Consider the following 11,808-nt stretch of genomic DNA (forward strand, 5'->3'; position numbering starts at 1 on the left):
CCCGCCACCGAACGGCGTCGCCGGCGACCTGACCCGTCCCGGCCCGCCGCGGAAACGCGAGAGGTGGGAGGCACCCCGGGGTGCCTCCCACCTCTGCCGTTCACCGGCGATCACCGGTCCGCGATCCGGTGCCGCCTGGGGCGTACTACGGCAGGTTGCGCGCCATCACGATGCGCTGGACCTGGTTCGTGCCTTCGTAGATCTGCGTGATCTTCGCGTCGCGCATCATGCGCTCGACCGGGTAGTCGCGGGTGTAGCCGTAGCCGCCGAGGAGCTGGACCGCGTCCGTGGTGACCTCCATGGCGACGTCCGAGGCGAAGCACTTGGCGGCGGCGCCCTGGAAGGTGAGGTCCTTGTCGCCGCGCTCCGACTTGGCGGCGGCCGCGTACGTGAGCTGGCGGGCGGCCTCGATCTTCATGGCCATGTCCGCGAGCATGAACTGGATGCCCTGGAAGTCGGCGATCGCCTTGCCGAACTGCTTGCGCTCCTTGACGTAGCCCTTGGCGTAGTCGAGGGCGCCCTGGGCGACACCGAGGGCCTGGGCCGCGATGGTGATGCGGGTGTGGTCCAGGGTCTTCATGGCGGTCGCGAAACCGGTGCCCTCCTCGCCGATCATGCGGTCGGCCGGGATGCGCACGTTGTCGAGGTAGACCTCGCGGGTCGGGCTGCCCTTGATGCCGAGCTTGCGCTCCGGGGCACCGAAGGAGACACCCTCGTCGGACTTCTCGACGACGAACGCGCTGATGCCCTTGGAGCGCTTCGTCGGGTCGGTCACCGCCATGACCGTGTAGTACTCGGAGACGCCCGCGTTGGTGATCCAGCGCTTCACGCCGTTCAGGACCCAGTAGTCGCCGTCGCGGACGGCCCGCGTCTTCATGCCGGCCGCGTCCGAACCGGCGTCCGGCTCGGAGAGGCAGTACGAGAACATCCCGTCGCCCTTGGCGAGCGGGCTCAGGTACTTCTTCTTCAGGTCCTCGGAGCCGGAGAGGATCACCGGCAGCGAGCCCAGCTTGTTCACCGCGGGGATCAGGGAGGAGGACACGCAGACGCGGGCCACCTCCTCGATCACGATGACCGTCGCGAGGGCGTCGGCGCCCGCGCCGCCGTACTCCTCGGGGACGTGCACCGCGTGCAGGTCGTTGGCGACCAGGGCGTCCAGCGCCTCCTGCGGGAAGCGGGCTTCCTCGTCCACCGCGGCGGCGTACGGCGCGATTTTCGCCTCGGCCAGCGCGCGGATCGCGTCCCGGAGCATGTCGTGCTCCTCGGACGGGCGGTACAGGTCGAAATCAGCCGATCCGGCCAAGGTCTCTCACGCTCCAAAAGGTGCTGTGCTGGCGGCGCTAACTACCGTTAAGTAACACAAATTTTAAGGGCCTGCCCGCAGGACGGATACGTGACCTTGGCGACAGGGGGAAAACCGCCGGTGAAAGCGCTCCCCGAAGCCCCGACTATGCTCAGGCGCGCACCTACGCGCCGCACACCTCAGGAGCATCCATGGCCCTCAAGATCACCGTGATCGGCACCGGCTACCTCGGCGCCACCCACGCCGCGGCCATGGCCGAGCTCGGCTTCGAGGTTCTCGGGCTCGATGTGGTGCCGGAGAAGATCGAGATGCTCCAGCGGGGCGAGGTCCCGATGTTCGAGCCCGGTCTCGAGGAGCTGCTGCGCAAGCACGTGGCCGGGATCGAGGGCTCCACGGGCCGGCTCCGCTTCACCATGGACTGGGCCGAGGTCGGCGCCTTCGGCGACGTCCACTTCGTGTGTGTGAACACGCCCCAGAAGCACGGCGAGTACGCCTGCGACATGTCGTACGTCGACGCGGCCTTCGAGTCGCTGGCCCCGCATCTGCACGGTCCCGCCCTCGTCGTCGGCAAGTCCACCGTGCCGGTCGGCTCGGCGGAGCGGCTGGCCGCGCGGCTCGCCGAGCTGGCGCCCGCGGGCGCGGACGCCGAGCTGGCCTGGAACCCGGAGTTCCTGCGCGAGGGCTTCGCCGTGAACGACACGCTGCACCCCGACCGGATCGTGGTCGGCGTGCGCGGCGAGCGCTCCGAGAAGCTGCTCCGCGAGGTCTACGTGACGCCGGTCGCCGAGGGCACGCCGTTCGTCGTGACCGACTTCCCCACCGCCGAGCTGGTGAAGACGTCCGCGAACTCCTTCCTCGCCACCAAGATCTCCTTCATCAACGCGATGGCCGAGGTCTGCGAGGCCGCCGACGGCGATGTCGTCAAGCTGGCCGAGGCGATAGGGCACGACGAGCGGATCGGGAAGAAGTTCCTGCGGGCTGGGATCGGCTTCGGCGGCGGCTGTCTGCCCAAGGACATCCGTGCCTTCATGGCGCGCGCCGGTGAGCTGGGCGCCGACCAGGCGCTGACCTTCCTGCGCGAGGTCGACACCATCAACATGCGGCGCCGTGGGCAGATGGTGGAGATGGCCCGCGACGCGCTCGGCGGCGGTTCGTTCCTCGGCAAGCGGGTCGCCGTGCTCGGCGCCACCTTCAAGCCGGACTCGGACGACGTGCGCGACTCCCCGGCGCTGAACGTCGCCGGGCAGATCCACCTCCAGGGCGGCCAGGTCACCGTGTACGACCCGAAGGGCATGGCGAACGCCAAGCGGCTCTTCCCGACGCTCGGGTACGCCGACTCCGCCGTGCAGGCCGTACGGGCGGCCGATGTCGTACTGCACCTGACGGAGTGGCGCGAGTTCCGTGAGCTGGACCCGGCGGTGCTGGGCGAGGCGGTCACGTCCCGGGTGCTGCTGGACGGGCGCAACGCGCTGGACCCCGAGACGTGGCGCCGCGCCGGCTGGACGTACCGAGCGATGGGCCGCCCCACCGCCTGAGCCCCTACGGGCGGCTGGACCCCGCCCGGGCCACGGATTCCGTCCCCGGACGGCACACCGGGCCGGCTCCCAGGCCCGGATTCCGGGCCGCGGGAAGAGCAGGTTCCAGGTCGGGCACCGGGCCGGGCGGAGGGCGGGACGCCGGTCCGGCCGAGGCTCAGTCGGCCGGACCGGCGCCGGTTGCATTCTGCACCACTTCGCTGTGCGATGACCGGAGACCACCGGACTGCGTCCGGCTCCCGGCCAGGGAGTCGGCGCCCGCCTCGATGTCCAGGGTGTTCACCAGGGCCAGGCCGCCGGGCGCGGACGCTCGGTCATTCATGCTTGCGGGAGCATGGGGTAACCGTTACCTCTTGGACCGGTTCACGGGCAACGCGTCGGTGTTGCTGGAGATCCCACGGAGGAATTCATGGCTCTTGCCGAACTGGACGTCGTCGTCCTGGACTGTCCCGACCCGCTCGCGCTCGCCGAGTTCTACGCGGGGGTGCTGGGCGGCACCATCACGGAGGAGACCGACTGGGTCGACCTGGAGGTGCCCGGCGGCCGGAAGCTGGCGTTCCAGGGGTCACCCGCGTACGTACCGCCGCGCTGGCCCTCGCCCGACGGCTCGCAGCAGTTCCATCTGGACCTGGCCGTCGAGGACCTGGACGTGGCGGAGAAGGGCGTGCTGGCGCTCGGCGCGAGGCCGCTGGACACCGAGGACAGGGCGCGTTCGTTCCGGGTGTACGCCGACCCGGCCGGGCACCCGTTCTGCCTCTGCGCCTGCTGAACGCGGCATCCGGCGGCGGTCGGCCCTCCCGGGCGGCGATCCTCGCGAAGGAGCGATCCGTCCGGGACACGCCGAAGGCGTCCGGGCGGTGGGCCCGGACGCCTTCGTGGGCCGGAGCCCGTGGCTCCGTGATCGGTGAGCCGAGAACGGCGGGCCTTCAACAGGCCGCCCCTCAGCCGTCCAGCTGCTCCAGCGTCGCGTTCGACGGTGCCCGGCGGGACCGGAGGTCGCGGGACACGTCCTCCGCCGCGCCCAGCACACGCACGGCGTTCTGCCAGGTCAGCTTGGCCACGTCGGTGGACGACCAGCCACGGTCGAGGAGCTCGGCGATCAGGTTCGGATAGCCGGAGACGTCGTCAAGACCGGCCGGGGTGAACGCCGTGCCGTCGTAGTCCCCGCCGATGCCGACGTGGTCGATTCCGGCGACCTCGCGCATGTGGTCGAGGTGGTCGGCGACCGTCGGGACCGTGGCGATCGGGCGCGGGTTGTCCTCCTCGAAGGCGCGGTGGACCTTCATGCCCTCGGCGGTGGTGTCGAGGTGGTGGAAGCCGTTGGCGCGCATGTTCTCGTCGGCCGCCGCCGTCCAGTCGACCGCCGCCTGGAGGACGAACTTCGGCACGAACGTCACCATCGCGACTCCCCCGTTGGCGGGCAGCCGCTCCAGCACGTCGTCCGGGATGTTGCGCGGGTGGTCGCACACGGCGCGGGCCGAGGAGTGCGAGAAGATCACCGGCGCGACGGAGGTGTCGAGCGCGTCGCGCATGGTCGTCGCCGCCACGTGCGAGAGGTCCACGAGCATGCCCTCGCGGTTCATCTCCCGTACGACTTCACGGCCGAAGGCGGACAGGCCGCCCACCACGGGAGAGTCCGTCGCCGAGTCCGCCCAGGCGATGTTGTCGTTGTGGGTGAGGGTCATGTAGCGGACCCCGAGCGCGTACAGCCCGCGCAGGGCGGCGAGGGAGTTGTCGATCGAGTGACCGCCCTCCGCGCCCATGAGGGAGGCGATACGGCCCTCGGCGCGGGCCGCCTCCATGTCGGCGGCGGTCAGCGCGGCCCGCAGGTCCGCCGGATACCGGTCGATCAACTGCCGTACGCAGTCGATCTGTTCCAGCGTGGCGGTGAGGGCGCCGGGCAGGTCCGAGCGGACGTACACCGACCAGAACTGTGCGCCGACGCCGCCGGCGCGCAGCCGGGCCAGGTCCGTGTGCAGGTGTGCGCTCTGGTCGGCGGCGATGTCACGGGCGCCGAGGTCGTAGCGGACCTGTTCCCGCAGGGCGTAGGGGAGGTCGTTGTGTCCGTCGACGATCGGGAACTCGTCGAGCAGGGCCCGGGCACGGTCGAGCGAGGGCAGGGAGGACTCGGAGGACGAGGACATCCGCGTCACTTCCCGAAGCCGAAGCCGCCGGCGGCGCCCTCGACCTTGGCGCGCAGCCGCTTGCCCTTCTCGGTGGCCTGGTCGTTCAGTTCCTGCTGGAACTCCCGCATCCGGCCGAGGAGTTCCTCGTCGTGGGCGGCGAGCATCCGGGCGGCCAGCAGGCCCGCGTTGCGGGCGCCGCCGACGGAGACGGTCGCCACCGGTACGCCGGCCGGCATCTGCACGATGGAGAGCAGCGAGTCCATGCCGTCGAGGTACTTGAGCGGGACGGGCACACCGATGACGGGCAGCGGGGTGACGGACGCCAGCATCCCCGGCAGATGGGCCGCGCCGCCGGCGCCCGCGATGATCGCCTTGAGCCCGCGCTCCGCGGCCTGCTCGCCGTACGCGATCATCTCGTGGGGCATGCGGTGCGCGGAGACGACATCCACCTCGTAGGGGATCTCGAACTCGTCCAGCGCCTGGGCCGCGGCCTCCATGACCGGCCAGTCGGAGTCCGAACCCATGACGATGCCTACAACGGGGCTCATTCGGTGATCGTGCCTCTCAGGTAGCCGGCTGCGTGCCGGGCGCGCTCAAGGACGTCGTCCAGGTCGTCGCCGTAGGTGTTGACGTGGCCGACCTTACGGCCGGGCTTGACGTCCTTGCCGTACATGTGGATCTTCAGCTGCGGGTCGCGGGCCATGCAGTGCAGGTACGCGGAGTACATGTCGGGGTAGTCGCCGCCGAGGACGTTCGCCATGACCGTCCACCGGGCGCGCGGGCGCGGGTCGCCGAGCGGGAGGTCCAGGACCGCGCGGACGTGGTTGGCGAACTGGGAGGTGACCGCGCCGTCCTGGGTCCAGTGGCCCGAGTTGTGCGGGCGCATGGCCAGTTCGTTGACGAGGATGCGTCCGTCGCGGGTCTCGAAGAGTTCGACGGCCAGGTGCCCGACGACCCCGAGTTCCTTGGCGATGCGCAGCGCCAGTTCCTGTGCCTCCAGGGCCAGCTCCTCGGCGATGCCGGGCGCCGGGGCGATGACGGTGTCGCAGACGCCGCCGACCTGCTGGGACTCGACGACGGGGTACGCGACGGCCTGGCCGTGCGGGGAGCGGACGACGTTCGCGGCGAGCTCCCGCGCGAAGTCGACCTTCTCCTCGGCGAGGACGGGAACGCCCGCGCGGAAGGGGTCGGCGGCCTCCTCCAGGGAGCGGACGAACCAGACGCCCTTGCCGTCGTAGCCGCCGCGGACGGTCTTGAGGATGACCGGGAAGCCGTCGCCCTCCTCCCCTTCGGCGAGGCCTTCCGCCGCGAACGCGGCCACGTCCGCGACGTCGGTCACGATGCGGTGTCGTGGGCACGGCACGCCGATCGCGTCGAGCTTCGCGCGCATGACGCCCTTGTCCTGGGCGTGCACGAGCGCGTCGGGGCCCGGGCGGACGGGGATGCCGTCCGCCTCCAGGGCCCGCAGGTGCTCGGTGGGGACGTGCTCGTGATCGAAGGTGATCACGTCACACCCCCGCGCGAAGTCACGCAGCGTGCCGAGGTCGCGATAGTCGCCGACGACCACGTCGCCGACGACCTGCGCCGCGGAATCCTGCGGAGTGTCACTGAGGAGCTTGAACTTGATGCCGAGCGGGATGCCCGCCTCGTGTGTCATACGAGCGAGCTGACCCCCGCCGACCATGCCGACTACCGGGAACGTCACGCTCCAAGAGTATCGGCCGCGCCACAGTGGCCGATTTCCGCGGCGATTCGCCCGATTTTCCCTTCCGGTGACCGCGTCTTTTCTTACCTGTGAGCACATGCACAGGCACCGCGCGGGGGCGCTGGTTAGCATGGGCTGGTTGGCGTATTCCATCGCGCGTTCACCGCGCGGCACACGACAAGACCCACCGACGGGGGCTGGCGACACCATGGACAGTGCTACATCGGGGCCTCAAGCCGGGCCTCGCAGCGCGGTTCGGCGCCGCTTCGACCTGCTCTTCCGTGAGGTCGCCAAGTTCGGCGCGGTGGGCGGTGCGGGGCTGCTCGTCAACCTGCTCGTGTTCAACCTCGTACGCCATCTCACGGGCCTGCAGGTCGTGCGGGCCAGCGTCATCGCGACGGTCGTGTCCATCGTCTTCAACTACGTCGGATTCCGCTACTTCACCTACCGGGACCGCGACAAGGGCGGGCGCACCAAGGAACTGACGCTGTTCCTGCTGTTCAGCGTGGTGGGCCTGGTCATCGAGAACGGTGTTCTGTACGCGGCGACGTACGGCTTCGGCTGGGACACCCCGCTGCAGAGCAACGTCTTCAAGTTCATCGGCATCGGCGTCGCGACGCTCTTCCGCTTCTGGTCGTACCGAACCTGGGTGTTCCGGGCGCTTCCCGCCCGCGAGGCGGTGGCCAGCGCCGAATCGTTCCTGGACGAGGAGCCCGAGCCCGAGGCGCGCCGTCCGCGGGCCCGCGTGAACTGAGCGGTCCGCCCCCTCCGGCCGACCGCCCCTCCGCTTGCCCCTCCGCTCTACCTGACCGTGCGCTCCTCGTCGTCCTCGGCGAGCCGGGGCGGGCGTTTGTGCGGGGTGCGGGACAGGAACAGGCCGAAGACCGGCGGCTGGGCCTGGAGCATCTCCAGACGGCCCCCGTCGGCCTCCGCGAGGTCGCGGGCGACGGCGAGACCGATGCCGGTGGAGTTGCGGCCGCTGATGGTGCGCTCGAAGATGCGGGCGCCGAGGTCGGTGGGGACGCCGGGGCCCTCGTCGGTGACCTCGATGACGGCCTGGTTGCCGGTCACACGGGTGCGCAGCGCGACGGTGCCGCCGCCGTGCATGAGGGAGTTCTCGATCAGTGCCGCGAGGACCTGGGCGACCGCGCCCGGGGTGCCCACCGCCTGGAGATGGCGCTTGCCGGAGCTGACGATCGCGCGGCCGGAGCTGCGGTAGGCCGGGCGCCATTCCTCCAGCTGCTGCTTGATGACCTCGTCGAGGTCGAAGGAGACGGCGGAGCCGGTACGCGGGTCGCGGGCGTTGGTGAGCAGGCGCTCGACCACGTCCGTGAGGCGCTCCACCTGCGTCAGCGCGATCGTCGCCTCCTCCTTCACCGTGTCGGGATCGTCGGTGAGGGTGATCTCCTCCAGACGCATGGAGAGCGCCGTGAGCGGTGTCCGCAGCTGGTGGGAGGCGTCGGCGGCGAGGCGGCGCTCGGCGGTGAGCATGCGGCCGATGCGTTCCGCGCTGCTGTCCAGCACGTCGGCGACCCGGTCGAGCTCGGGGACGCCGTAGCGCTTGTGCCGCGGGCGGGGGTCGCCCGAACCCAGCCGTTCCGCCGTCTCGGCGAGGTCGGTGAGGGGGGAGGCGAGGCGGTTGGCCTGGCGTACGGCGAGCAGGACGGCGGCGATGATCGCGAGCAGGGCGACGGCTCCGATGACCAGGAGCGTGCGGCCGACTTCCTTGGTCACCGAGGAGCGGGGCTCCTGGACGGTGACGGTCTCGCCCGACTCGCCCTTGGCGGTGTACTGGATGACGTCGCCGGTGGGCTGGTTGCCGACCTCGATGGGGTCGCGGCCCGGAATCCTGATCACGGCGTAGCGCCGGTCGGTGACCTGGTTCTTGAACGTCGTGCCGGAGATGTTCTCGTCGCCGAGGATGCGGCTGTCCACGATGCTGGCCAGGCGCAGCGCCTCGGAGTCCACACGCTCCTGGGCGCTGTTGCTGATCGTGCGGGTCTCGACGATGACGAGGGAGACCCCGAAGACGGCGATCACCACGAGGACGACGGCGAGGGTGGACTGGATCAGACGGCGACGCACGGGGCCCTCCGGGCAGATGGCTGTACCGGGACCAGTGTGCACGTTCGCCGCTCCGGCCCGAGCGGGTCACCGGTCCGGGCGCGCGGGTTTTCCGTCGCCGAGCGGGTCACCGGTCCGGGGCGCGGGTTCTCCGTCGCCGGCCGGACCGGCCGGGCCGCGGCCCCTTCGGGACCCGGCCCCCTCCGGGAGTGGAGTCTCCCGTGAGGCCTCAGCTCTTCTCGAAGCGGAAGCCGACGCCTCGTACCGTCGCGATGTAGCGGGGGTTCGCCGCGTCGTCGCCGAGCTTCTTGCGCAGCCAGGAGATGTGCATGTCGAGGGTCTTGGTGGAGGACCACCACGTGGTGTCCCAGACCTCGCGCATGAGCTGGTCGCGGGTGACGACGCGGCCGGCGTCCCGGACGAGGACCCGCAGGAGGTCGAACTCCTTCGCGGTGAGCTGGAGTTCCTCGTCGCCCATCCAGGCGCGGTGCGACTCGACGTCGATGCGTACGCCGTGGGTGGCGGGCGGCTGCTGGGGTTCGGCGGCGCCGCGCCGGAGCAGGGCCCGTACCCGGGCGAGGAGTTCCGCGAGCCGGAACGGCTTGGTGACGTAGTCGTCGGCGCCCGCGTCGAGGCCCACGACGGTGTCCACCTCGTCGGCGCGCGCGGTGAGGATGAGGATGGGCACGGTGTGGCCCTCGGCGCGCAGCCGGCGGGCGACTTCCAGGCCGTCCATGCCGGGCAGTCCGAGGTCCAGGACGACCAGGTCGACACCGCCCTGCATTCCGGCGTCGAGCGCGGTGGGGCCGTCCTCGCGGACTTCGACCTCGTAACCCTCCCGGCGCAGGGCACGGGCCAGCGGCTCCGAGATGGACGCGTCGTCCTCGGCGAGCAGTACACGGGTCATGGGGTGATGGTAGTCCGCCGCGGAGTACGCCCGGGCAGTGATCCGCCTTGGTGATTCACACCCTCCGTCCGGGTGTTTCTTACCTGTGGGTGTGGGATGAGATCGTTGATGAGACCTTCGAAAGATCGCTCACGGTTCCATGATCGCCTGTGATCCATATCTCAAGTCCTTCCATATGGGGCATTGTGATGTCGTAAGGTGACCGAACGCCTGTTGCACCACATCGGGACCTTTGGCTCGAACTTGATGCTGAAGGTCTCTTCTGTGTGCGGGCTGGTGACAGCCAGCCTTGAAGGAAAGACCTGTGGCCGGGCCCGGACACGCTGACGCGTGACGGGCGTGGATCCCGGTGGTCGCCGTCCGCCGCTCCGGTACTTCCGGAGCGGACTCCCCGTGGGCGTGGGGACGGACGCCGTATCCCGCCGGTGCCGGCCGCCCCCCATGGGCGCGCAATTCCCCCGAGCTCTCGGTTTCCCCGTGAGCGAGGGGACCCCCCAACCGCGCGTCCCGACCAGCAAGGATCGAAATGGCGTCCAGCCTGACGAAGGACTCGGCGACTCCGGGAATCTCCGGCTCCGAGAAGACCTTCTTCGGCCACCCCCGCGGACTGGCCACTCTCTTCATGACCGAGATGTGGGAGCGTTTCTCCTACTACGGGATGAAGGCACTGCTCCCGCTGTACCTGGTGGCACCGGGCGGTCTGCACCTCAGCGCGGCCACCGCGACCGCGATCTACTCGGTGTACCTCTCCCTGGTGTACCTGCTCGCCCTGCCGGGCGGCTGGTTCGCCGACCGCGTCCTCGGCCCCCGCAAGACGGTCGCCGTCGCGGGTCTGATCATCATGCTGGGCCACCTCACGCTGGCTCTGCCCTCCTCCGGAACCTTCTACGCGGGCCTCGGCCTCGTGGCGATCGGTTCCGGTCTGCTGAAGGCCAACATCTCCACGATGGTGGGCCACCTCTACGACGGCCCGGACGACCCGCGCCGTGACGGTGGCTTCACCCTGTTCTACGTCGGCATCAACCTCGGCGCCTTCGCCGCTCCGCTGATCATCGGCACCGTCGGTGAGAACGTGAACTGGCACCTGGGCTTCGCCCTCGCCGCGCTCGGCATGGCGCTGGGTCTCATCCAGTACCTGCTCGGCGGCCGTCACCTCAGCGCCCGCTCGCACGAGGTCCCCACGCCTCTGACGGCCGAGGAGAAGTCCAAGACGCTGCGCAAGTCCGCGCTGTGGGCCGCTGTCGCCGTCGTCTTCTACGCGATCGTCGGCTTCTCGGGCCACTACACGCTGAACTGGCTGCTGGTCCCGATCATCATCGCCGGCCTGGTCATCCCGGTCATGGTCATCGGGCGCATCAAGCGCGACAAGTCCCTGGACCGTGCCGACCAGTCGAAGATGTCCGCGTACATCTGGTTCTTCGTGGCCGCGGCCGTCTTCTGGATGATCTACGACCAGGGCGGCTCGACGATGTCGATCTTCGCCGACGAGTCGGCCAAGAACACCATCTTCGGCTGGGAGTTCCCGGTCTCCTGGTACCAGTCCGTCAACCCGGTCATGATCATGGCGCTGGCCCCGGTCTTCGCCTGGGCGTGGCTGTGGCTGAACAAGCGCGGCAAGGAGCCGAGCACGGCGACGAAGTTCGCCTCGGGTCTGATCCTGGTCGGCGCGTCGTTCTTCCTCTTCCTGGCCCCGCTGACGATCGCCGAGGGCGGTCACAAGGCGGCCGCGATGTGGCTGGTGGCGATCTACTTCGTGCAGACCGTCGGTGAGCTGCTGCTCTCCCCGGTCGGCCTCTCCGTGACCACGAAGATGGCTCCGGCGAAGTACGCCTCCCAGATGATGGGTGTCTGGTTCCTGGCCGTCACCGCCGGTGACGCCACGACCGGTCTGCTCTCCATCGCCGAGGTCGACCTCAACAAGACGGGCATCGTCGCCCTGGAGGCCACGCTCGCCGTGATCGCCGGTGTCGCGGTGTGGATGTACCGCAAGAAGGTCAAGCAGCTCATGGGCGGCGTCCACTGACGTCGGTCACGGGCCATGGCGAGGGGGGGGGGCCCCCCCGGGGGGGGGGGCCCCCCCCCCGTTGGCCGGGCCGCCGGCGGCCGGGGGGGGGGGCCCCGGCACGGGCCGCGGGGGGCGGGGAGCGGGTGCCGCGGGCCCGGCGGGA

General features: G+C 70.3%; 11 protein-coding genes. 4 read left to right on the plus strand and 7 right to left on the minus strand.

Going from position 1 to position 11,808, the window contains the following annotated elements:
• Positions 1–145: 145 nt before the first annotated feature.
• Positions 146–1,303, minus strand: a complete 1,158-nt coding sequence (locus tag ACF07B_RS14630) for an acyl-CoA dehydrogenase (RefSeq protein WP_369481258.1) — start codon at positions 1,301–1,303, stop codon at positions 146–148.
• Between the two features lie 191 nt (positions 1,304–1,494).
• On the opposite strand from ACF07B_RS14630, the gene ACF07B_RS14635 reads away from it, so the two are divergent.
• Positions 1,495–2,838 carry a UDP-glucose/GDP-mannose dehydrogenase family protein gene (locus tag ACF07B_RS14635; RefSeq protein WP_369481259.1) on the plus strand — a complete coding sequence of 448 codons (1,344 nt, stop codon included), beginning with the start codon at positions 1,495–1,497 and terminating at the stop codon, positions 2,836–2,838.
• Positions 2,839–2,995: 157 nt separating this feature from the next.
• On the opposite strand, the gene ACF07B_RS14640 is transcribed toward ACF07B_RS14635, so the two are convergent.
• Positions 2,996–3,160 carry a hypothetical protein gene (locus ACF07B_RS14640; protein ID WP_392179547.1) on the minus strand — a complete coding sequence of 55 codons (165 nt, stop codon included), beginning with the start codon at positions 3,158–3,160 and terminating at the stop codon, positions 2,996–2,998.
• Positions 3,161–3,247: 87 nt separating this feature from the next.
• On the opposite strand from ACF07B_RS14640, the gene ACF07B_RS14645 reads away from it, so the two are divergent.
• Complete coding sequence (locus ACF07B_RS14645) at positions 3,248–3,607, plus strand: VOC family protein (protein ID WP_362408609.1); 360 nt, start codon at positions 3,248–3,250, stop codon at positions 3,605–3,607.
• Between the two features lie 172 nt (positions 3,608–3,779).
• On the opposite strand, the gene ACF07B_RS14650 is transcribed toward ACF07B_RS14645, so the two are convergent.
• The 3 genes from ACF07B_RS14650 to ACF07B_RS14660 are packed head-to-tail and all read right to left on the minus strand — an operon-like array spanning position 3,780 to position 6,669.
• Complete coding sequence (locus tag ACF07B_RS14650; RefSeq protein WP_369481260.1) at positions 3,780–4,982, minus strand: dipeptidase; 1,203 nt, start codon at positions 4,980–4,982, stop codon at positions 3,780–3,782.
• A 5-nt stretch (positions 4,983–4,987) separates the two neighbouring features.
• Complete coding sequence (purE, locus tag ACF07B_RS14655; RefSeq protein ID WP_151471261.1) at positions 4,988–5,512, minus strand: 5-(carboxyamino)imidazole ribonucleotide mutase; 525 nt, start codon at positions 5,510–5,512, stop codon at positions 4,988–4,990.
• Entirely contained in the window at positions 5,509–6,669 is a 1,161-nt protein-coding gene (locus ACF07B_RS14660; protein ID WP_369481261.1) for a 5-(carboxyamino)imidazole ribonucleotide synthase, read from the minus strand. Before ACF07B_RS14660 ends, purE begins: the two co-directional genes overlap by 4 nt.
• A gap of 208 nt (positions 6,670–6,877) precedes the next feature.
• Between ACF07B_RS14660 and ACF07B_RS14665 the strand changes: the two genes are divergently transcribed.
• Positions 6,878–7,423 (plus strand): GtrA family protein, encoded by a 546-nt coding sequence (locus ACF07B_RS14665; RefSeq protein ID WP_369481263.1) that lies wholly within the window; start codon positions 6,878–6,880, stop codon positions 7,421–7,423.
• A gap of 47 nt (positions 7,424–7,470) precedes the next feature.
• Here ACF07B_RS14665 and ACF07B_RS14670 read toward each other — a convergent pair whose 3' ends face one another.
• Together ACF07B_RS14670 and ACF07B_RS14675 are read right to left on the minus strand one after the other, a co-directional pair.
• Positions 7,471–8,754, minus strand: a complete 1,284-nt coding sequence (locus tag ACF07B_RS14670) for an ATP-binding protein (RefSeq protein WP_369481264.1) — start codon at positions 8,752–8,754, stop codon at positions 7,471–7,473.
• Between the two features lie 208 nt (positions 8,755–8,962).
• On the minus strand, positions 8,963–9,640 hold the full coding sequence (locus ACF07B_RS14675) for a response regulator transcription factor (RefSeq protein ID WP_018566970.1): 678 nt from the start codon (positions 9,638–9,640) through the stop codon (positions 8,963–8,965).
• Between the two features lie 526 nt (positions 9,641–10,166).
• On the opposite strand from ACF07B_RS14675, the gene ACF07B_RS14680 reads away from it, so the two are divergent.
• Complete coding sequence (locus tag ACF07B_RS14680) at positions 10,167–11,663, plus strand: oligopeptide:H+ symporter (protein WP_392179235.1); 1,497 nt, start codon at positions 10,167–10,169, stop codon at positions 11,661–11,663.
• Positions 11,664–11,808 lie beyond the last annotated feature (145 nt).

Source organism: Streptomyces sp. NPDC015532 (assembly GCF_043078065.1).
Taxonomy (GTDB): Bacteria; Actinomycetota; Actinomycetes; order Streptomycetales; family Streptomycetaceae; genus Streptomyces.

Bases quoted from the DNA above. Each gene is read 5' to 3' on its own strand.
- ACF07B_RS14635 (WP_369481259.1), top strand. From the start codon at position 1,495: ATGGCCCTCAAGATCACCGTGATCGGCACCGGCTACCTCGGCGCCACC.
- ACF07B_RS14640 (WP_392179547.1), bottom strand. From the start codon at position 3,160: ATGAATGACCGAGCGTCCGCGCCCGGCGGCCTGGCCCTGGTGAACACC.
- ACF07B_RS14645 (WP_362408609.1), top strand. From the start codon at position 3,248: ATGGCTCTTGCCGAACTGGACGTCGTCGTCCTGGACTGTCCCGACCCG.
- ACF07B_RS14650 (WP_369481260.1), bottom strand. From the start codon at position 4,982: ATGTCCTCGTCCTCCGAGTCCTCCCTGCCCTCGCTCGACCGTGCCCGG.
- purE (WP_151471261.1), bottom strand. From the start codon at position 5,512: ATGAGCCCCGTTGTAGGCATCGTCATGGGTTCGGACTCCGACTGGCCG.
- ACF07B_RS14665 (WP_369481263.1), top strand. From the start codon at position 6,878: ATGGACAGTGCTACATCGGGGCCTCAAGCCGGGCCTCGCAGCGCGGTT.
- ACF07B_RS14675 (WP_018566970.1), bottom strand. From the start codon at position 9,640: ATGACCCGTGTACTGCTCGCCGAGGACGACGCGTCCATCTCGGAGCCG.
- ACF07B_RS14680 (WP_392179235.1), top strand. From the start codon at position 10,167: ATGGCGTCCAGCCTGACGAAGGACTCGGCGACTCCGGGAATCTCCGGC.